Here is a 17,852-nt window from a genome sequence, read left to right as displayed (position 1 = left end):
GCTGTCCCGCGCCCAGCCCCAGTCGGTGAGTTGCTGGACGGCGAGCAGCCGGCCTCAGGCGGAAGGAGCTCGGCGACCGCCTGCGCTACGGCGACGTGGCCAACGGCGCTGCCGATGGTTGCCGGGTGCGCGGGTTACGAGGCTGCGGCCCGGCTATCCGGTTGCCGACGAGGCACCGGTCGGCTTTGATCGCGGCCATGACAGATGGTGCCGCCGTCGACGTTGCCGACGACCAGATCCTCGCTGGAAAGATCATCCTCGGCCACAAGACGCTCATGGACCACCTCGGTTGCTCGCTTCACGAGGCCATCCGCAGCTACGCAGCCAGATACGAGGTGCTGCGCGTCGAGCGCCCGGATGACTTCGTGTGCAGCCATGACGAGTATTGGGTTGGCTTCTACTCGTGAGGTGCGCCGACACCGCGGTCGGCGCTCCGACGGACCTCCTCGATGCGAAGTTGCACAGGCCAGAGGCTTACCGAACAGTCGACCAGTTGGCACCCCTAGGGGCGGCCCTTCGGCGGACGGCTGCGACTTATCCAAGCGACGTCGTTCCGCACACCTGGCAACCTGGGTTCATGCCGTTTGAGGAGCGAAAGCACGGGGGTCGGTGGTACGCCGTCCAATTCACTTACGCCTTGCCCGACGACGCATGGCGCGTAGAGCTGAGCGAGATGGTGCCCGTGCCGGCTTGGGGGGCCGACGCTCGGACGCCGGGCCGGGACTTCATGGCTGCGCCAGTGCCGGACGAGGACCCGTCAAGGGAGCCTGAATTCCACGTGCACAGCCCAGACGGGCACGTGGTCCCTTACGAGATCGTGCACTGGTTCATGGGGCACGTTGCAAATGAGGTGCAGCGCTGCCGGGACGCCATGCAGGTAGCTGACTGACCCTACTGAGGTTCCCATCGCGCACGTTCAACGCCGCGCTGTGTCAGGAACCTCTCCGTCGCAGTGGACAGCGGAGGCTGGATCTTGAACGCGTCACCGTAGATGTCTTCAAGGTCGGTCCACGACTGGGCAGCGAGTCCCCGCCCCCGCTCGAAGGGTTGGATCCAATCCAGTCCAGCCACTGCTCTCCGTCGACGACGCTCAAGCCGGCGCCGCCGGCTGCAATCGGGATCGTCGCCTGCACCTTTCGTGCGTCGAACAGGACGACTTCGACAGTGGGGGCCTCTCGCAGGCCGGTTGCCAGAACGGACAGTCGCGCGCAGAGTGTGCGTCAATTCAGCCGTGTTAGTTACGAGCCTCTGAGGTCCTCATACGGTGATCCTGGCGTGCCGCTTGGACGCTACCCCGATGGCCTCCTGAACCTCGCGTCGGGACCAGGCCGCTTGCGGAACTGGCCCGCCGCGCCCCACGGCAAGTCCCCGTCCTGCGCTGACCGTTCAGGACGATCTGGCGGGCTTGACCCGACTTGCAGCTCACGCCGCCACACGCACCCCTTGCATCGCCTACGGCATACCGCCGCAGGACTACCGGCAGCAGACCCTCGCACGCACGAAGTCGACTCACAGCTAAGGAATGTGTGAACCGAGGGCTAACGACTTCCCGGCGGGATCCCGCAACCCTTGACGCACACAGGTTCGATCCATGCCGCGTTGACCAAGCTCAGTAGGTGTGACGGGCTGGTAACACCACACCCAGGAAAGGGACATACGTGACTATGCGTACTCGTACAGCATCGTTCATTGCCGCCACCGGCCTCCTCGCCGGCGCCTTCACCGGGCTCAATGCCGCCTCCGCAGAGGCAGCACCCAGTGCGTCCATCGATGCTGCCGAGTCCGCAGCCTCCTCCATCACGTGGGGCTCGCGCGGGGACATCGGCGGCGACGGAACCGTCTGGGCCAAGCAGAACGGCGAAGTCATCGCAGAGGCCCACTGGCAGGCCGATCCCGGCGGCACTGCCAACCCCAAGGGCGACACCCTGTGCGCCAGTGACTACTCGGGCGATGGCCGCTCTGTGCGCGCCGAGGTCTCCATCCCCGCCACCGTCAGCACCAAGGGCCTGACGGCGCCCGCCAAGCGGTGCGTGACCAAGGATGTCGCCGAGGGCAAGTCCCTCCACATCAACCTGTGCCTGGTCTCCTCCTCCGGCACCATCTGCTCGCCCGGCTTGGCGGTGAAGGCGTGATGCGGCTTACGCGGGCGGCCGGGGTGGTGACTGCCTGCGCTGTGCTCGGCGCAGGGGCCTTCACCTCTTCCGCCGCGCACGCTGCCCCCGTCCCGCGGTTCCTCTACCAACACGCCAACGGCACGGATGAATTCGAGGTGCTGGTCGGCGACCGCATCGTCGGGCGCGGTCAGTGGATCCAGGATCCTGTGGGGGACCTTCCCGGGGACACTCTGATCGCGTTCGACTCGGTAAAGGACGGCTCCTACATCCAGGCGGACATCGACGGGCTGCGGATCGCGTCCACCAAGGGGAAGAACGCGCCTGCCAGTGACTGGAGGGGCGGCGACATCAAGGAGGGCGTGCAGCACTCCTTCGAGGTGTGCATCATCGGGGGCGGGCAGAACATGTGCTCGCTGCCGGTGAAGGTCCGGTCCTGACACCTTCCCCTGGCGGGGCTGAGAGGAAGGCGGAAAGGTGCCATGCGCACCTTTGCGCCTTTCTCGGGGAGGGAGTGCCACATTCCCAGGCGTAGTCGATGCTCCTCATGTAGCGCCGGAAGTCTCTCCGCGTACCTCAGCGGGCGCGGGTGAGCGTGTTCAGGAGTTCCAACTACTCACGGCCTGCTGCTTCGTTGGCGTTGCCCATGGTCTCGTCCGCAATGGTTCCCACCGGCAATGGTCCCGTCTGGGTTCACTGACCGCCGCTAACGCTCTCGGGGGAAATTGAGCTTCGGAAGTGCTGGCCTGGCGGCTCGGCTGGTGGGTGATCAGCGGGCGGCGTCGCGGACGAGGTCGATTCGGTGCACATCCGGCGGCGGGTGGCCCGCTGCGCGGATCGGTCGGAGACGAGTGAGCGAATCGCGCGATGGGTCTCGGCGTAGGTATCGCTGCGTCCGTGCGGCCCTTCTCATGTCACGGCCCGACCGAGACGATCATCCTGTCCGCCGAGGCGGTAAAGCGGTGGACAGCCCTCCGGTGCTGGGCGAGCATCTCCGCGATGAATAGCGAACTTCTCTCCATACCCAAACGCGTCCGCTTCGTCGCGCTCAGCGCAAAGGCGCTGCGGGCGCTTGCCGACGGTGACCTCGCTGGCGGCAGCGCCGAGGCCGGGGTCGCCCTTGACGAACACTTCGTGTGTGACCGGGCACGCTGGATCTTCGGCTATCGCGCTGACCAGCTCGCCGAGGACCCGTCTGTCGCGCCCTGGATCACGCGGGCCGTGGTGTCCGAGCCGGACGGGGCCGTCGTCGGCGACGCCGGGTTCCACGGGCCGCCGGACGAGGCCGGCATGGTCGAGGTCGGCTACACCGTCGTGCCCGGGTACCGCCGCCAGGGCTATGCCCGCGCCATGCTGACGGCGCTGCTCGTCAGGGCGGCCGCCGAACCCGGTGTCAGGACCGTGCGGGCCACTATCAGATCCGACAACAACGCCTCCCTGGCCACCATCGCGGGCTTCGGTTTCACGCGCGTCGGCGAGCAGGGGAACGAGCGCGACGGGCTCGAGATCGTCTTCGAGGTCCCGGCAGACGCGATTCAGGCTGCGCAGCTTTACGGCCTCGGCGGACATGGCGATCGTCCCGGTCGGGCCGTGACATGAGAAGGGCCGCGCAGGTTGGGTGAGTTGTGAAGCCGACCTGGGCCCGTGCGGCCTGTTCCCATCCTGCCCTGTCCGGGGTCTCCCGTGCACATTTCGGCGATTTACTCGAAGAGGTCGCTCGCCCGTGGGAAGCCGCCCGGGAATCCGTACTGCGTGCCGAGCGTGGCGGACCTCGTCAGCGAGCGGTTGGGGCGGGGCGCAAGCCGAAGCTGGTCTTCGTCGACCGGCTGCTGGTCACCTTGGTCCATCTGCGGCACGGGCTGCCGCACGCGGTCCTGGCCGAGCTCTTCGACGTGGACCGTTCCACGGTCTCCGCTGCGGTCCGGCAGGTCCGCCCTCTGCTCGCGGCCCGGGGCTTCGCCGTTCCCGACCGGCCCGGCCTGCGGCTCAAGACGCTCGCGGACGTCTTCGCCTACGCCTAGGCCGAGGGGGTCGAACTGCGGCTGGATGGGGCTGAGACCCAGGTCCGCCGCCCGCAGGCGGCCCGCCCAGGCCGCCGGGCGTTCGTCTCGGGCAAGCGCCGGCAGAACACCATCAAGACAACGACGTTCAGCGACGGCCAGGGCCGCATGGTGCTGTCCGGTGTCGTCCGGCCAGGCCGCATACACGATCAGACCGCCGTCCGCAGCGAGGGCATCGCCGAGCAGTTCCGCCAGCACCCCCGCGTGAAAGCCAAGGTCGACTCCGGATACCAAGGGCTGGCCAAGGAGTTCCCCTGTCAGGTGAGCGCCCCGCCGAAGAACCCAAGGACGATGCCTGGGACGGTGACAAGTACGCCTGGCGTGAGGCGAGGCGCCGCCACTCCTCGGCCCGCATCTGTGTCGAGCACACCAACGCCGAACTGAGGCAGTGGGCTCCGCTCCGACGCTTCACCGGCCGCCGTGCAACCTATGCCGAGACCCACCTCGCGATCGCCAGCCTGATCTCCGACCGCGCCGCCAAGCGCCCCACCCAGCGCCGGACAAGCACCGAACTTGTCCTCGCCCGCGACACTGCCTGCTGATCAGCCACCAGCCGAACCGCCAGGCCAACACGCCCCGAACTTAATTCCCCCATGGTCGTAAGTTCCGACATGGAACCTCGTCAGCGCAAACACGATCATGAGGTCGAGTGTCATCACGAAGATGGCCCACGCCGGGTAGTACGGAATGAACATGAACTGGGTGATCAGGCTGATCCCTGCCGCTGCTGCGGCGGCCCCGCGACCCCAGCTCTTGTGTGTCAAGACTCCCAGGCCGGCGATGACGAGCGCCACTCCGACCACGAGGTGAATCACGCCCCAAGCGGTGAGGTCGAACCGGTAGGCGTAGTGGGACGAGGAAGAGAACACGGTGTCCTGTGCGATGCCGGATGCGCCCATAAGAATGCTGAGTGGCCCGCTGAGCATCAGCATGGCCCCGGCAGACAGGGACGCGCCGTTCATCGTTTCGCTGCCGGGCCCCCCGTGCCCTAGCCCTGCCTTGTTCGGCATCGCTGTCATGGCCGTCGCCTTCCTGTACAGCGCGGTCACCGACGCACCATGCCCGTGCGCAGCCAGCCACCTCCCCCTGACGGGATCACCGCAATCCTTCGGCGCCGCGACTGCAACCCGTCGTGGGGAGACCGCGGACGCCTACCGCACTGCTCGGTGCTCGGTGCTCGGTGCTCGGCCACGGCCCTGGGCTGGAGCGCGTCCAAGCGCACCACCCGCGCCATATTGCCTACTGCATCGCCCATGCGCCCGCCGGGACCACACTCGACGAGCTCGTCGCCGTCGCTGGGACCCGCTGGGCCCCGAGACGTCCAGAAAGATCGCGAAGCTTCTGGAGGAAGACGGCGACACGGCATAAGCGCTGAAACACCGTCCAGCGAGCGGCCGGGTCCGCCGACCGCTCACTGCGCCGAGGTCGGACCCGCTGACCTGTGGCATCGATGGCGTAGGTGGCCAGCGCATGCGGGACGAAAAACGCTGCAAATGGAGCATTGCGGACGCAGGGCCCGTCGATCATAATCCGCGTGTCAGGTTCGAGTCCTGCCTCCGGCATCCGGCCGTCGGCACGATCGAACCCGCGATACCGCTCGCCGTCCCCGGCTCGTTACGTTCGAGTCCCTCCTCCGGCATCGGGAAGTGGCTTCGAAGACCACGAAAGTGCAACCGCCCGCCCCAACGCCCTGACCAAGGAAAAGAGCTGACTAGGGTGCTGAGCAGTGCTGGGTACTCGGCCATGTCCAGGACTGCTTTCGCGGGGGCGCTGCTCGTCGCCGGCGTCGCAGTCGCCTCGTGCGGCGGCGACGGCACCAAGGCTGACGCGAACGGCAAGGTCACGGTCGTCTACCAGGACAACGCGATCAAGCCGAGGGATCGGCAGGCCGTAGCGGTGATCCGGAAGTCCCGCGTACTCGAGCAGGTCGCCGACTGGGTGAACAAGTCGGTCGCCCTCCCGCATGACCTGGTCGTGAAAGTCACCGGCAAGGTCCCACCGGGGGTCACGGATGCGGTCACCCAGCCCGACGGCAGGACGATCTTTGTGCCCCCGCCGTTCCTGACCCAGATCGAAGGGGCCCTCAGCAACGTGGTCAAGACGGTCAAGCGTCCCGCCCTGTTCCCCGAGGCCAGGTTCAATGCCGACGACCTGACCGCGCTGTCGACCCAGTTCATCTTCGGTCACGAGATGGGCCATGCTCTGCAGCGTCAGCTTCTGCTTGCCAATCTCGGCCTCGAGGAGGACGCCGCCGACGGGTTCGCGTCGTTCTACACCGTCAACGAGGTTGGACCGGATCCGTCGCTGGCAGCCGCGATCCTGTTCGACGAGATCGCCCGCGCGGAGGGCAAGCTGACGCTGGAGGGGCTCTCGAGCGATCACCCCGTCACCCAGCAACGGGTCTTCAACTTCCTTTGCTACCTCGAGGGGAGCGACCCGAAGAGGTTCCGCGAGCCCCTGGTCGGTGCCGGTTATCTGCCGAAAACCCGCGCCCCGTTGTGTCCGCAGGCATGGGCGATGCTGGACTTCGGCTGGTGGACCCAACTCAAGAAACATTTCAGCGGGGCATTCAGGGACCAGGGCGACAAGGCGCAGGAGAACGCACGCGACCAGCTGATCGCCGAGACGAAGGCCTTCGAGAAGGAGCTCGACAAGGTCCGCAGCGGGCAATGAGCATGCAGAGCCATCGGCCCGCATCTCCGGCCGTCCCTTAAGGGCGCGGGCCTGTGATCGGTAGCGGTCCTCCGCCACCGTCACGGTGGTACGTGGCCCGAAGAAACCGGAAACATCACCCCATCGAGCGACGCCTCACTTCACATCTGCGGTCCTCTCCGTGGCGGTCGAGCTCGATCCCGCGCGGGGCACGGTGCGGAAGGTCGGCCGCGCGGTCGTCCAGAACAGATGCCGGTCCTGTTCCTGTTCCTCTGGCCGATCGGAGTGGAGGTTCTCCGGCTGCGTCAGGGCCGTAGGAACGGAACGTTTCAGTGGCCGCGCCGTGGCGTAACAGTGGCTCATCACCCACTGTTACCTGTGCCGCGTCTGTTACTTACGCCTGCTGCTCAAGCCTATTCCTCACGCCTGTGACGTGCGCCGACGCCTCGGCCGTCTTGGGGCCACCCGCTCCGCTGTCGACGGTGGCCGAAGAGGAGGCGGGCCCCGGGTCCAGGGCGTCGCGGACGGCGGTCAGGATGTCCTCGGTGTCGGCGCCGAGCGCTCGGGCGGCGGAGGTGAAGTGCCGGGCCAGAGTGGTGAGTTGGTCGGCATCGTGCGCGTGCGGCTCGGACGGGAGCGCCGCGACCCGGGTGCCCGCGCCACGGCGGGTGCGGATCAGCTCGGCGGCCTCCAGCTCGCGGTAGGCGCGGGCCACGGTGCCCGGCGCCAGACCGAGGTCGGCGGCGAGCTGGCGCACGGTCGGCAGGCGCTCACCCTCGGCCAGCCGGCAGGTGCGGATCAGCGCGGCCAGCTGGGCGCGGATCTGCTCGTACGGCGGTACCTGGCTGGTGGTGTCGACGCGGACGGCGGGGTCACTCATCGTCGGTCCCATCGTCGGCAGCCTCGTCGTCGACCGCCCGGGGTGCCACCACGGTGACCAGGGACCATCCGAAGGTGAACAGGCTCAGCAGGCCCAGGGGACAGATCACCACGATGGTGGCGGCGCCCAGCGGGCCGGCGCAGGCCTTCTCCGTGAGCGCGACGAAGATCATCAGAACGACGAGCAGCACCTGGCTCGACACCATCAGCCCCCAGGCTCCGGTAATCGCCCACGCGCGGTCGCGGCGCTGCTGGTCGTCGCCCGGGCTATGGGCGATACGGCGCAGGGCCCAGACGCAGGCGGGGGTTCCGACTGCGAGGGCGGCGAACATCGGGCCGCTGTAGTACAGGCCCGGCCAGGGGCCGAGGGAAACGCGCATCCCTTCGCAGGTAACGGTCATGACACGCCCCGCTCTGCCTATCCGGTCGGGGTCGGAGGAGGCCGTGACCGCACCGATCACCAGCAGGGTGACGAGGGACGCCGCCTGCAGAAGAAGCAGGGGTGTCATACGGGGCGGTACGTGGGCTCGGACCAGGCGCGGGGCGAGACTCGCGGTACGTACCGTTTCCTGGGGACGCAGCGTCAGGGCGTCGCCGAGCAGGACACCGCCCACCGCGCACAGGCCGAAAGCGGTGATGGCGAACACGAGGGGCATCGTGATGTCGCCGCTCTCCATCGTGACCAACTGCTGTGCGGCCACGATGCCAATGGCCAGACCGGACCAGCGGGCGTAGTGGTCGGCGTGGTCGAGGAACCGGGACTGGAGCGGGACGGTGTCGAGCATATGGAGATCCCCCCAGATCATCTTGTACCAAGCGGTGGGTACAAGATGCCCTGGTCGGGATCTTGTGTCAAGCACTCGATACAAGGCGATGCAAAGGGAGACGGCTTCTGGCGCAAGGGGGTTCCCTCCGGGCGCAAGGAGGGGACGCCCTCCGGCCCAGGGGCGCCCCCTGGGCGGGCTCAGCCCACGGTGACGACGTGGGATTCCGCATCGCGCGTTCCATCGTGTGCTGATCCACGTTGTGTGCACGACCGCTTCCCGCGCGTCATACCGGATCACCTGAGACCAGAGGCGAATCGGACCAGACCACTTGAGGCGCAGACCATACCGACGGAGACGGGACACTGACGAATCTCAGTGCTGTTTGACGACCGTGGGTTTCGTCCCACCGAAGTTTCATCGCCCAGGTCAGCGGTGCCCTGTCTCTGCGAAGCGTGGGCGGTCTCCATGATCTCTGGAGTCCTACGCCGCCGTCTCAGCCAAGTCGGGGTAAGGGAGTTACCCGGATCCGCTGGTTCGTCCAGACTCGGGACATGGGAGAGGACAGCCCGTGGTCTCTGAATGATGCGTGGGACTGGATGGTGGAGTGCGCGCGGGCTGCTGACGCGAGCGTGCGGGACACGGAGTCCTGGGTGCCGCCCGTCGAGGAGGAGCTGGTGGTGGCAGCGCGGGCGAGTGCGCTGAGCCGGTGGTATCCGTTCACCAGTCACAACTACCTCCGCTTCATGGACCGGCCCCCGTTCTGGCTGCCCGGAGGGGGCGACAGCGCGGACCTGCCGGGGTGCATCTCCTTCGACTGTGGTGGGCCGGACGGCAGTCCCGTCTTCCGTGTCTGGAGCGGGCTGCTGCTGCGGACGCCGGATCCGGTACTCGTGCTGGTCAGCTCGGACGCTGCCGTCGCGATCGAGGCCCTGGTGCAGTTGCTGACGAGGGACGGCCCGGATGGGCGAGGCAAGGCGGGGTAAGTGGTCATGGCGCAGGCCGGCCTGGGGCGTTCCCTCGCGCCATCGGCTACGTTGCGGCCGATGGCTCCATTGCCACTCAGGACTTCGCCGGGGCCTGGCGTGGGCAGTCGAAGCTCGGTGGACGGCAGCGGGGGCCGCCAACTTCAGTGAGATCGGTCAACGTTCGCCGGGGCGGGGACAGTCGAGAGTGACGTAGCGGTTCCGTTGGCCGGCGTTGTGCTCAGACGGATCCTGGTCGCCCGGCGTCCAGGCTCTCCGCGCACTGTCGGCGACCGCGGTTCCCCGCCGCTCCCGACGACCTGCGGCACTCCGCGCTCTCCCACGTGGCTCAACGCAGGCACGGACCCGACCGAGGTTGCGGAGCGCGCGGGCAACAGCGTTGAGGTGCTGCTCAGTCGGTACGCCAAGGGCCTCGACGGCCGCCCGGAGGTCGCCAATCGCCGTATCGAGGATCTGTTGCGTGAGTACGAGTGACACGCCCACTGCGGTATGTCCCGAGGCCCCTGGATCTGTCCGGGAGCCTTCGCCATGTTGCAAACCGACCTGGGCGGATGCCCGGCATTCCTGTCCACAGACAGTCCGCAGCGGTGAGTCACTCGTCCGGCGTGCTTCTAAATGCGCACTACGCGCATGGTGCTCAGAATTGATCGACGATGTTTTGTCTCTCCTTCATAGGGGTGAAAGACCATGCCGACGTATGTCTCGTTGCTGAACTGGACCGATCAGGGGGTCCGGGGCTACAAGGACACCTCGCAGCGCGCCGAGGCCTTCGCCGCAGCGGCACAGAAGCTGGGGGTGAAGGTCCTGAACCTCTACTGGACCGTCGGTCCGTACGACATCGTGGCCGTCGTAGAGGCGCCCGATGACGAGACCGCTACTGCGGCGCTCCTGCAGCTCGCCGGATGGGGCAACATCCGTACCACCACCCTGCGGGCCTTCGGCCGGGAGGAGATGGACCGCATCATCGCCAAAGCCACTGGCTGAGGCCTTTCAGATCGAGGACCTGTCTCGCGAGGACGAGTGATCCGCCCAGGGCGGGACACTCCGAAGCCCCTGCATCTGTCCCGGGCTCGCCATATCGCGGGCCGACCTGCGCCGATGACCGGATTCCTGTCCACGAATAGTCCACGGACGCCGACATACGGCGGCTTTGAGTGGCATACGGCTGCACATACGCCAAGACCCCGTCCTCAGCTAAGCGCTGATGGCGGGGTCTTTGGGCACCTCATACAGGGTGCCCCCGGCAGGATTCGAACCTGCGCACACGGCTCCGGAGGCCGTTGCTCTATCCCCTGAGCTACGGGGGCGTTCCGCCGCACTTCTGCGGCGACGGGTAGAACCCTACCAGCTCCCACAGGGTCGCCGTGAACAGGTATTTCCGCCCCTTCCAGCCGCCCCTGCAGCCGCCCGCGCGTCTGCCCCGTCGCCCTCGTCCCGCGCCCGCTCCGGTCGCCCGCACAGGGTGGAAGTGGGCAAAACCCGGACGCAGCCCTGCCCCCCGACCTACTCTCGAGTTGTGTCAGGCGTGTCCGGCCGGGTGCTCGTTGTCGACGACAACAGGGTCATACGGCAGCTGATCAGGGTCAACCTCGAGCTGGAGGGCTTCGAGGTCGTGACCGCGGCCGATGGTGCCGAGTGTCTGGATGTCGTGCATCGCGTCTGCCCCGATGTGGTCACCCTCGATGTCGTCATGCCCCGCCTCGACGGACTGCGCACCGCCGCCCGGCTGCGGGCCGATCCGCGGACCAGCCATCTGCCGGTCGCGATCATCAGCGCGTGCACGCAGTACGAGGTGGAGAGCGGGCTCACCGCCGGTGTGGACGCCTTTCTCGCGAAGCCCTTCGAGCCCTCCGAGCTGGTCCGTCTCGTACGGCAGTTGATGCGTCGGGAGGGTCCGCCGTCCGTCGACGGCAGGCATGGCGCCGGGCGGGCGGGAAGCGCACGGGGCTGACCGCATCGCGAAACCGGTTCGCGAAGGGCCCCCCTCCCTCCCATACGCTTGTCCCGTGACCCCCGCCGAGCTCTCCCGAACCGTGCTGCACGCCGTGTGCCGCGCGGTGGAGGACGGTGCGCTGCGGGCGCCCGTGCCCGAGAGTGTCAGCGTCGAGCGGCCGCGGCCCGGTGGCTGCGGGGACTACGCCACCAATGTCGCGCTGCGGCTGGCCGGGCCGGCCGGGCAGCGGCCCCGTGCGGTCGCCGAACTGCTGGGGCGCCGAATCGCCGAGGTCCCCGGGATCGCCGGGATCGAGATCACCGGGCCCGGCTTCCTCAACATCACCCTGGACGCGGGCGCGCAGCAGGCGCTTGTACGGGAGGTGCTGGAGCGGGGGAGCAAGTACGGGTGGATCGCGCCGACCGGGGCGGTCGCGCAACCCAGCTACCGCGCCGACGTGCGCGCCGCCGTCACCGCCGATGCCCTGCGCCGGATCCTGGTGTCGCAGGGCACCCTCGTCCGTACCAGCTGCGAAGGGGTGGCCGACCCGGCCTGGGCCGAGTTGCGGGTACGCGTCGAGGCGCAGGGGGGACGCCGCTATCTGCCCGCCGATGTGACCCCCGTGCCCGCGGAGGACGGCGCCCGTGAACTCCTTCAGCGGCTCGGGCCCGATGCCGCGCGCTGGGCGCTGCTGCGACCCGCCGGGCACGATCACCCCTCGGCCGGGGAGGAGCTGTTGACGCAGCACGAGAGCAACCCGCTGTTCAAGATCCAGTACGCTTGCTCCCGCAGCCGCGCCCTCACCCGTAACGCCGCACAGCTCCACTTCGACAGTGCCCCCGAGACGCACGTCGACGCCGCCGTCCTCACCACCGCCGTCGGTGACTACCCCGCCGTCCTCGCCGGCGCCGCCCGCCACCGCGCCCCCGACCGGCTCGCCCGGCATCTGGAGAGCACGGCCGACTCCCTCCTCGCCTTCCAGCACACGGTGCTGCCCATCGGCGACGAAAAACCCCTGGCCGCCCACCGTTCCCGGCTCGCGCTCGCCGAAGCCGCCGGGACGGTGCTCGCCGGTGGCCTGTCCCTGCTCGGCATCAGCGCACCCGAATACTTGTGAGAGAGCAACGAAAATGAGCCGTTCCGCACACCCCGCCGGGCCCCGCCACGCAGACGTCCTCCCCGAGGGCCACTACACCGCCCCGCCGACCGACCTCAACGTCCTCGACGAGAAGGTCTGGGCCAGGACGGTCACCCGGAACGAGGACGGCGCCGTCTCCGTCGGCGGGATCGAAGTGACGCGGCTGGCCGAGGAGTTCGGCACCCCCGCCTACTTCCTCGACGAGGACGACTTCCGGGCCCGCTGCCGCGCCTGGGCCGACGCCTTCGGCAAGGACGCGGATGTGTTCTACGCGGGAAAGGCGTTCCTGTCCCGGGCCGTCGTCAGGTGGCTCAAGGAGGAAGGCCTCAATCTCGACGTCTGCTCCGGGGGCGAGCTCACCACCGCCCTCGACGCCGGGATGCCCGCCGAGCGCATCGCCTTCCACGGCAACAACAAGTCCGAGGAAGAGATCGAACGAGCCGTACGCGTCGGCGTCGGGCGCATCGTTCTCGACTCCTTCCAGGAGATCGTGCGCGTAGCGCACATCGCCCAGCGTCAGGGCAAGCGCCAGCGCGTCCAGATCCGTGTCACCGTCGGCGTCGAGGCGCACACGCACGAGTTCATCGCCACCGCCCACGAGGACCAGAAGTTCGGGATCGCCCTCGCCGGCGGGCAGGCCGCCGAGGCCGTACGGCGCGCCCTCAGGCTCGACGGACTCGAGCTGATCGGTATTCACTCGCACATCGGCTCGCAGATCTTCGACATGGCCGGTTTCGAGGTGTCCGCGCGCCGCGTCGTGCAGCTGCTCGCCGAAGTACGGGACGAGCACGGCATCGAGCTGCCCGAGATCGACCTCGGCGGCGGTCTCGGCATCGCGTACACCTCCGACGACGACCCGCGCGAGCCGCACGACATCGCCAAGGCCCTCAGCGAGATCGTCACCCGTGAGTGTGAGGCCGCGAACCTGCGGACGCCCCGGATCTCCGTCGAGCCGGGCCGCGCCATCGTCGGGCCCACCGCCTTCACCCTGTACGAGGTCGGCACCATCAAGCCGCTCGAGGGACTGCGTACGTACGTCTCCGTCGACGGCGGCATGTCGGACAACATCCGTACGGCCCTCTACGACGCCGAGTACAGCGTCGCGCTCGTGTCGAGGACCTCCGACGCGGAGCCGATGCTCACCCGCGTCGTCGGCAAGCACTGCGAGAGCGGCGACATCGTCGTCAAGGACGCCTTCCTCCCGGCCGACCTCGCGCCCGGTGATCTGATCGCCGTGCCCGCCACCGGCGCGTACTGCCGCTCCATGGCCAGCAACTACAACCACGCACTGCGCCCGCCCGTCGTCGCCGTCAAGGACGGCGAGGCGCGCGTGATCGTCCGGCGTGAGACGGAGGAAGATCTCCTGCGTCTCGATGTCGGTTAGTTGAGATAGATGTCTCGCATGCCGGACGGGGGATAGAAACTCCCGTCCGGTGAGTGAGACTGGTCCACACCGTAGATGTACACGAAACGAGGTCGGATGATGCGTACGCGTCCGCTGAAGGTGGCGCTGCTGGGCTGCGGAGTGGTCGGCTCAGAGGTGGCGCGCATCATGACGACGCACGCCGACGACCTCGCGGCTCGTATCGGCGCTCCGGTGGAACTGGCGGGCGTGGCGGTCCGCAGGCCCTCCAAGGTGCGCGAGGGCATCGACCCCGCGCTGATCACCACCGATGCGACCGCCCTGGTCAAACGCGGCGACATCGACGTCGTCATCGAGGTCATCGGCGGCATCGAGCCCGCCCGCTCCCTCATCACCGCCGCGTTCGAGCACGGCGCGTCCGTCGTCTCCGCCAACAAGGCGCTGCTCGCCGAGGACGGCGCGACCCTCTACGCCGCCGCCGAGGAGCACGGTAGGGATCTCTACTTCGAGGCCGCGGTCGCGGGTGCGATTCCGCTGATCAGGCCGCTGCGCGAGTCCCTCGCGGGCGACAAGGTCAACCGCGTGCTCGGCATCGTCAACGGCACGACCAACTTCATCCTCGACAAGATGGACAGCTCGGGCGCCGGCTACTCCGAGGCGCTCGACGAAGCCACCGCCCTCGGATACGCCGAGGCCGACCCGACCGCCGACGTCGAGGGCTTCGACGCCGCCGCCAAGGCCGCCATCCTCGCCGGGATCGCCTTCCACACCCGCGTACGCCTCGACGACGTCTACCGCGAGGGCCTGACCGAGGTCACCGCCTCCGACATCGCCTCCGCCAAGCGCATGGGCTGCACCGTCAAACTCCTCGCCATCTGTGAGCGCGCGGCCGACGGCCGGTCCGTCACCGCCCGCGTCCACCCGGCGATGATTCCGCTCAGCCACCCGCTCGCCTCCGTCCGCGAGGCGTACAACGCCGTATTCGTCGAGGCCGAGGCGGCCGGGCAGCTGATGTTCTACGGTCCGGGCGCCGGCGGCGCGCCGACCGCCTCCGCGGTACTCGGCGACCTCGTGGCCGTCTGCCGCAACAAGCTCGCCGAGTCCACCGGACCGGGCGAGTCCGCGTACACCCAGCTGCCCGTGAGCCCCATGGGCGACGTGGTGACGCGGTACCACATCAGCCTCGACGTGGCCGACAAGCCTGGCGTACTCGCCCAGGTGGCGACGGTCTTCGCCGAGCACGGCGTATCCATCGATACGGTCCGTCAGCAGGGCAAGGATGGCGAGGCCGACCTCGTCGTCGTCACCCACCGCGCGCCCGACGCCGCCCTCTCAGGGACCGTCGAGGCGCTGCGCAAGCTCGACACCGTGCGCGGTGTCGCCAGCATCATGCGTGTTGAAGGGGAGTAAAGGACCCATGACCAGCAAGGGCACCCACCAGTGGCGCGGCATCATCGAGGAGTACCGGGACCGTCTTCCGGTCACGGACGCGACGCCGGTCGTCACGCTCCGTGAGGGCGGTACGCCGCTCGTCCCCGCTCAGGTCCTCTCCGAGCGCACGGGCTGCGAGGTGCACCTCAAGGTCGAGGGCGCCAATCCCACCGGGTCCTTCAAGGACCGCGGTATGACCATGGCCATCACCAAGGCCAAGGAGGAGGGCGCGCAGGCGGTCATCTGCGCCTCCACCGGCAACACCTCCGCCTCGGCCGCGGCCTATGCCGTACGGGCCGGAATGGTCTGCGCCGTCCTGGTGCCCCAGGGCAAGATCGCCCTCGGCAAGATGGGGCAGGCGCTGGTGTACGGCTCGCGGATCCTGCAGGTCGACGGGAACTTCGACGACTGCCTGAACCTGGCCCGCCGCCTGTCCGAGAACTACCCTGTGGCGCTGGTCAATTCGGTCAATCCGTTCCGCATCGAGGGTCAGAAGACCGCTTCGTTCGAGATTGTCGACGCGCTCGGTGACGCCCCGGACATCCATGTGCTGCCGGTCGGCAACGCCGGCAACATCACGGCGTACTGGAAGGGGTACAAGGAGTACGCCGCGGACCAGATGTCCACGCACACTCCCCGAATGTGGGGCTTCCAGGCCTCCGGCTCGGCGCCGATCGTGCGCGGCGAGATCGTCAAGGACCCGTCGACCATCGCCACCGCGATCCGGATCGGCAACCCGGCCTCCTGGCAGTACGCGCTCGCCGCGCGGGACGAGTCGGGCGGTTTCATCGACGAGGTGACGGACCGTGAGATCCTGCGCGCCTACCGGCTGTTGGCCTCGCAGGAGGGCGTCTTCGTGGAGCCCGCGTCGGCCGCCTCGGTAGCCGGTCTGCTCAAGGCCGCCGAGCAGGGCAAGGTCGACCCGGGCCAGAAAATCGTCTGCACGGTCACCGGAAACGGACTCAAGGACCCGGACTGGGCGGTCGCCGGAGCGCCCCAGCCGGTCACCGTGCCGGTCGACGCGGCCGCGGCCGCGGAGCAGCTCGGTCTTGCGTAAGGCCACAGGTAAGGCCACAGGTGAGGCCACAGGTGAGGCCACAGGTGAGGCCTCGGGCAAGGACTCGGGTGAGGCCTCCGCGTAAGAACTCTCCGCGGGACGCCCCCGCGGAGAGTTCTTGAGTGGAGCTCTGGGTAAAGGTCTGGCATAAAGCTCTGACGCAGAGCCCCGCCCGCCTTCCCGGGGCGCACCTGGGAAAGCATGGCAAGCCGGACAACGCCGTACGTAGGGGCACAGGAGGCTTGCGACACGCATCGTGCGCCTCCCGTGCGCCCTATGTCGCCACTCAACCTTCCTTCGATAGGCTGTACCTGATCCCGCCCCGCCGCATATGCCGCGGTGTTGTTGCCGTTACGGCCCACGGGTGTTCGTACCTCTCGAAAAAAATCTCGCAGTCAGAACCAAGGAGTGTCATCGAGCGATGGCCGGTCCAGCGTTCCGCGCCGCCGCCGTCCGAGTGCGCGTCCCCGCCACCAGCGCCAATCTCGGCCCGGGCTTCGACGCCCTCGGGCTGTCCCTTGGGCTGTACGACGACGTGGTCGTCCGGGTCGCGGACTCCGGTCTGCACATCGACATCGCGGGTGAGGGCGCCACAACGCTTCCCCGCGATGAGAGCCATCTGCTCGTACGTTCCCTGCGTACGGCCTTCGACCTGCTCGGCGGGCAGCCGCGCGGCCTCGAGGTCGTCTGCGCCAACCGCATCCCGCACGGGCGCGGTCTGGGCTCGTCGTCGGCAGCCATCTGCGCCGGCATCGTCGCCGCCCGGGCGGTGACCATAGGCGGCGACGCCAGACTCGACGACGCGGCGCTGCTCGAGCTCGCCACCGAGATCGAGGGGCACCCCGACAATGTCGCCGCGTGTCTGCTCGGCGGCTTCACGCTCGCCTGGACCGACGGGGGAGCGGCGCGCGCCATCAGGATGGATCCTGCCGATTCCGTCGTTCCGGTGGTTTTCGTCCCCGGCAAGCCGGTGCTCACCGAGACCGCGCGCGGACTGCTTCCGCGTACCGTCCCCCATGTGGACGCCGCCGCCAACGCGGGCCGCGCCGCCCTGCTCGTCGAGGCGCTGACCAGGCGTCCCGAGCTGCTGCTGCCCGCCACGGAGGACCGGCTCCACCAGGAGTACCGCGCCCCGGCGATGCCGCAGAGCGCGGAACTTGTCAACCGACTGCGCGCCGACGGCGTCCCAGCAGTCATCTCCGGCGCCGGCCCCACCGTGCTCGCGCTGACCGAGGACGGTGTGGCCGACAAGGTCGCACGGCTGGCGGGCGAGGGGTGGGCGGCCAACCGGCTCACCTTCGACGCAGCGGGAGCGAGTGTTCTGCCGCTCGCCCAGTAGCGACACCAAGATTGCCGGTGATGGAGAGGGGGAATGTTTGTTGGAGCCGGTAGTGTTAACCTCAAGTCTGCAGCCGACGTTTTTGTGGCGCGGTGCTTAGTGTCCCCATTCGGGACCAACATTCTTCCGGGAGCCTCCC

At 68.4% G+C, this 17,852-nt stretch carries 18 protein-coding genes, 1 tRNA gene and 1 pseudogene; 16 read left to right on the top strand and 4 right to left on the bottom strand.

Features of this window, described 5'->3' with window-relative positions:
* Positions 1-197 precede the first annotated feature (197 nt).
* The 6 genes from ACFWDI_RS20440 (at position 198) to ACFWDI_RS20415 (ending at position 4,555) form a co-directional block, all read left to right on the top strand.
* Positions 198-407, top strand: coding sequence for a hypothetical protein (locus ACFWDI_RS20440; RefSeq protein WP_385305739.1), 210 nt, complete (start codon positions 198-200; stop codon positions 405-407).
* A gap of 1,257 nt (positions 408-1,664) precedes the next feature.
* Positions 1,665-2,132, top strand: coding sequence for a hypothetical protein (locus ACFWDI_RS20435; RefSeq protein ID WP_385305737.1), 468 nt, complete (start codon positions 1,665-1,667; stop codon positions 2,130-2,132).
* Positions 2,132-2,551 carry a hypothetical protein gene (locus ACFWDI_RS20430; protein ID WP_385305735.1) on the top strand — a complete coding sequence of 140 codons (420 nt, stop codon included), beginning with the start codon at positions 2,132-2,134 and terminating at the stop codon, positions 2,549-2,551. The genes ACFWDI_RS20435 and ACFWDI_RS20430 overlap by 1 nt, the downstream gene beginning before the upstream one ends.
* 559 nt (positions 2,552-3,110) lie before the next feature.
* Entirely contained in the window at positions 3,111-3,710 is a 600-nt protein-coding gene (locus tag ACFWDI_RS20425; RefSeq protein WP_385305733.1) for a GNAT family N-acetyltransferase, read from the top strand.
* 26 nt (positions 3,711-3,736) lie between these two features.
* Positions 3,737-4,132, top strand: a complete 396-nt coding sequence (locus tag ACFWDI_RS20420) for a transposase family protein (RefSeq protein WP_385305731.1) — start codon at positions 3,737-3,739, stop codon at positions 4,130-4,132.
* Positions 4,133-4,147: 15 nt separating this feature from the next.
* Entirely contained in the window at positions 4,148-4,555 is a 408-nt protein-coding gene (locus ACFWDI_RS20415; RefSeq protein ID WP_385305845.1) for a transposase family protein, read from the top strand.
* Positions 4,556-4,713: 158 nt separating this feature from the next.
* Here ACFWDI_RS20415 and ACFWDI_RS20410 read toward each other — a convergent pair whose 3' ends face one another.
* The gene (locus tag ACFWDI_RS20410; RefSeq protein WP_385305729.1) at positions 4,714-5,220 is read right to left on the bottom strand and encodes a hypothetical protein; all 507 of its coding nucleotides are present in this window, start codon (positions 5,218-5,220) and stop codon (positions 4,714-4,716) included.
* Between the two features lie 694 nt (positions 5,221-5,914).
* Here ACFWDI_RS20410 and ACFWDI_RS20405 point away from each other — a divergent pair.
* Positions 5,915-6,844: a DUF4344 domain-containing metallopeptidase gene (locus ACFWDI_RS20405; RefSeq protein WP_385305727.1), complete on the top strand. Its 930-nt coding sequence runs from the start codon at positions 5,915-5,917 to the stop codon at positions 6,842-6,844.
* Positions 6,845-7,217: 373 nt separating this feature from the next.
* On the opposite strand, the gene ACFWDI_RS20400 is transcribed toward ACFWDI_RS20405, so the two are convergent.
* Positions 7,218-7,703 carry a GntR family transcriptional regulator gene (locus ACFWDI_RS20400; protein ID WP_385305725.1) on the bottom strand — a complete coding sequence of 162 codons (486 nt, stop codon included), beginning with the start codon at positions 7,701-7,703 and terminating at the stop codon, positions 7,218-7,220.
* Positions 7,696-8,487 (bottom strand): hypothetical protein, encoded by a 792-nt coding sequence (locus tag ACFWDI_RS20395; protein WP_385305723.1) that lies wholly within the window; start codon positions 8,485-8,487, stop codon positions 7,696-7,698. Before ACFWDI_RS20395 ends, ACFWDI_RS20400 begins: the two co-directional genes overlap by 8 nt.
* A 533-nt stretch (positions 8,488-9,020) precedes the next feature.
* Between ACFWDI_RS20395 and ACFWDI_RS20390 the strand changes: the two genes are divergently transcribed.
* The 3 genes and pseudogenes from ACFWDI_RS20390 (at position 9,021) to ACFWDI_RS20380 (ending at position 10,436) form a co-directional block, all read left to right on the top strand.
* Positions 9,021-9,452, top strand: coding sequence for a hypothetical protein (locus ACFWDI_RS20390; protein ID WP_385305722.1), 432 nt, complete (start codon positions 9,021-9,023; stop codon positions 9,450-9,452).
* A gap of 290 nt (positions 9,453-9,742) precedes the next feature.
* A pseudogene (locus ACFWDI_RS20385) lies at positions 9,743-9,926 on the top strand (site-specific integrase); the annotation flags it as partial.
* 213 nt (positions 9,927-10,139) lie between these two features.
* Positions 10,140-10,436, top strand: coding sequence for a GYD domain-containing protein (locus tag ACFWDI_RS20380; RefSeq protein WP_385305720.1), 297 nt, complete (start codon positions 10,140-10,142; stop codon positions 10,434-10,436).
* Positions 10,437-10,687: 251 nt separating this feature from the next.
* Here ACFWDI_RS20380 and ACFWDI_RS20375 read toward each other — a convergent pair.
* Positions 10,688-10,759 (bottom strand) — tRNA-Arg (locus tag ACFWDI_RS20375).
* A gap of 218 nt (positions 10,760-10,977) precedes the next feature.
* Here ACFWDI_RS20375 and ACFWDI_RS20370 point away from each other — a divergent pair.
* From ACFWDI_RS20370 to thrB, 6 genes are all read left to right on the top strand, one after another.
* Positions 10,978-11,403: a response regulator gene (locus ACFWDI_RS20370; protein WP_327328495.1), complete on the top strand. Its 426-nt coding sequence runs from the start codon at positions 10,978-10,980 to the stop codon at positions 11,401-11,403.
* A 55-nt stretch (positions 11,404-11,458) separates the two neighbouring features.
* On the top strand, positions 11,459-12,502 hold the full coding sequence (gene nrtL, locus ACFWDI_RS20365; RefSeq protein WP_385305719.1) for an ArgS-related anticodon-binding protein NrtL: 1,044 nt from the start codon (positions 11,459-11,461) through the stop codon (positions 12,500-12,502).
* Between the two features lie 13 nt (positions 12,503-12,515).
* Positions 12,516-13,907: a diaminopimelate decarboxylase gene (gene lysA, locus ACFWDI_RS20360; RefSeq protein WP_362680018.1), complete on the top strand. Its 1,392-nt coding sequence runs from the start codon at positions 12,516-12,518 to the stop codon at positions 13,905-13,907.
* Between the two features lie 99 nt (positions 13,908-14,006).
* On the top strand, positions 14,007-15,296 hold the full coding sequence (locus tag ACFWDI_RS20355) for a homoserine dehydrogenase (RefSeq protein ID WP_385305844.1): 1,290 nt from the start codon (positions 14,007-14,009) through the stop codon (positions 15,294-15,296).
* A 7-nt stretch (positions 15,297-15,303) separates the two neighbouring features.
* Entirely contained in the window at positions 15,304-16,374 is a 1,071-nt protein-coding gene (gene thrC, locus ACFWDI_RS20350; RefSeq protein WP_385305717.1) for a threonine synthase, read from the top strand.
* A gap of 421 nt (positions 16,375-16,795) precedes the next feature.
* Positions 16,796-17,713 (top strand): homoserine kinase, encoded by a 918-nt coding sequence (gene thrB / locus ACFWDI_RS20345; protein WP_385305716.1) that lies wholly within the window; start codon positions 16,796-16,798, stop codon positions 17,711-17,713.
* Positions 17,714-17,852: the final 139 nt, after the last annotated feature.

Source organism: Streptomyces sp. NPDC060064, assembly GCF_042736455.1.
Classification (GTDB): Bacteria; Actinomycetota; Actinomycetes; order Streptomycetales; family Streptomycetaceae; genus Streptomyces.
The sequence above is the reverse complement of the archived record's forward strand: the minus strand, read 5'-3'. Positions and strand labels throughout refer to the sequence as shown.

Excerpts from the sequence above, each read along its gene's own strand:
- thrC (WP_385305717.1), top strand. The coding sequence starts at position 15,304 with ATGACCAGCAAGGGCACCCACCAGTGGCGCGGCATCATCGAGGAGTAC.
- ACFWDI_RS20405 (WP_385305727.1), top strand. The coding sequence starts at position 5,915 with ATGTCCAGGACTGCTTTCGCGGGGGCGCTGCTCGTCGCCGGCGTCGCA.
- thrB (WP_385305716.1), top strand. The coding sequence starts at position 16,796 with ATGGCCGGTCCAGCGTTCCGCGCCGCCGCCGTCCGAGTGCGCGTCCCC.
- ACFWDI_RS20425 (WP_385305733.1), top strand. The coding sequence starts at position 3,111 with ATGAATAGCGAACTTCTCTCCATACCCAAACGCGTCCGCTTCGTCGCG.
- ACFWDI_RS20430 (WP_385305735.1), top strand. The coding sequence starts at position 2,132 with ATGCGGCTTACGCGGGCGGCCGGGGTGGTGACTGCCTGCGCTGTGCTC.
- ACFWDI_RS20435 (WP_385305737.1), top strand. The coding sequence starts at position 1,665 with ATGCGTACTCGTACAGCATCGTTCATTGCCGCCACCGGCCTCCTCGCC.
- ACFWDI_RS20380 (WP_385305720.1), top strand. The coding sequence starts at position 10,140 with ATGCCGACGTATGTCTCGTTGCTGAACTGGACCGATCAGGGGGTCCGG.
- ACFWDI_RS20400 (WP_385305725.1), bottom strand. The coding sequence starts at position 7,703 with ATGAGTGACCCCGCCGTCCGCGTCGACACCACCAGCCAGGTACCGCCG.
- lysA (WP_362680018.1), top strand. The coding sequence starts at position 12,516 with ATGAGCCGTTCCGCACACCCCGCCGGGCCCCGCCACGCAGACGTCCTC.
- ACFWDI_RS20355 (WP_385305844.1), top strand. The coding sequence starts at position 14,007 with ATGCGTACGCGTCCGCTGAAGGTGGCGCTGCTGGGCTGCGGAGTGGTC.
- ACFWDI_RS20390 (WP_385305722.1), top strand. The coding sequence starts at position 9,021 with ATGGGAGAGGACAGCCCGTGGTCTCTGAATGATGCGTGGGACTGGATG.
- ACFWDI_RS20440 (WP_385305739.1), top strand. The coding sequence starts at position 198 with ATGACAGATGGTGCCGCCGTCGACGTTGCCGACGACCAGATCCTCGCT.
- ACFWDI_RS20395 (WP_385305723.1), bottom strand. The coding sequence starts at position 8,487 with ATGCTCGACACCGTCCCGCTCCAGTCCCGGTTCCTCGACCACGCCGAC.